The sequence below is a fragment of the Acidovorax sp. sic0104 genome (assembly GCF_019219095.1).
Taxonomy (GTDB): domain Bacteria; phylum Pseudomonadota; class Gammaproteobacteria; order Burkholderiales; family Burkholderiaceae_C; genus Acidovorax.
This window is the reverse complement of the sequence record NZ_JAHUWH010000045.1, coordinates 1-986: the sequence shown is the minus strand read 5'-3', so window position 1 is coordinate 986 and position 986 is coordinate 1. Positions and strand designations below refer to the sequence as shown.

The 986-nt window shown below is 68.2% G+C and carries 1 protein-coding gene; it reads right to left on the bottom strand.

Annotated features, from left to right (window positions below; translation table 11 throughout):
* On the bottom strand, nt 1-986 hold a 986-nt coding region (locus KW835_RS26580), incomplete at both ends, for a bifunctional diguanylate cyclase/phosphodiesterase (RefSeq protein ID WP_218387750.1).

The following is a 986-nucleotide window of genomic DNA, read 5'->3' as shown; positions in this document are numbered from 1 at the left end:
GGCCGCCCAAACAGATATCCCTGGAACCCCTCGCAGCCATGCAGCCGCAAAAAGCTCAGCTGCCCCGTCGTCTCCACCCCCTCGGCCACCACGTCCAGGTCCAGGCTCCGCGCCAGCGCCAATATCGTGCGCACGATCGCCGCATCGTTCGGGTCCGCCAGCACGTCCCGCACGAAACTCTGGTCTATCTTCACCTGGTCCAGCGGCAGCCGCTTCAGGTACGACAGCGACGAGTACCCCGTACCAAAGTCGTCCAGCGCAAACCCCACCCCCTCGCTCTTGAGCTGCACCATCCTTCCTATCGTGTCCTCTATGTCCCCCAGCAGCAGGCTTTCCGTCAGCTCCAGCTTGAGCTTCTTGGGATCCGCACCGTGCTCGCGCAGGGTCTGCAGCACTTCGGCCACGAACCCCGCCTGGCGGAACTGGCGCGCGCTCACGTTCACCGAGATGGACAGCTGCGCGGTCTCGCGGTGCTCGCCCCAGCGCCGCAGCTGCGCGCACGCGGTCCGCAGCACGTACTGCCCCAGCGGCAAGATCAGCCCCGTCTGCTCGGCCAGCGGGATGAAGTCCCCCGGGCTGATCATGCCGCGCTGCGGGTGGCGCCAGCGCACCAGGGCTTCGGCGCCCAGCAGGTTGGCCTGGTGGTCCACCACCGGCTGGTAGTGCACCAGCAGCTCACCCCGCGCCAGGCCCTGGCGCAGGTCCGCCTCCAGGTTGGAGCGGGCGTTCACCGCCGCCTGCATGTCCGGATCGAAGAAGCGCTGGGTGTTGCGCCCTGCCGCCTTGGCCTGGTACATGGCCAGGTCCGCACGCTTCAAGAGTTCGTCCACCGACAGGCGCTCGTCCCCGAACAGGGTGATGCCGATGCTGGGGGTGCTGTAGTGCTGGGCACCGTCCAGCTCGAAGGGCTGGTTCAGGTGCGCCAGCAGTTTCTCGGCCACGGTCTCGGCCTGGGCTGCCGCCTCGGGCATCTCGGGGGCCAGGGA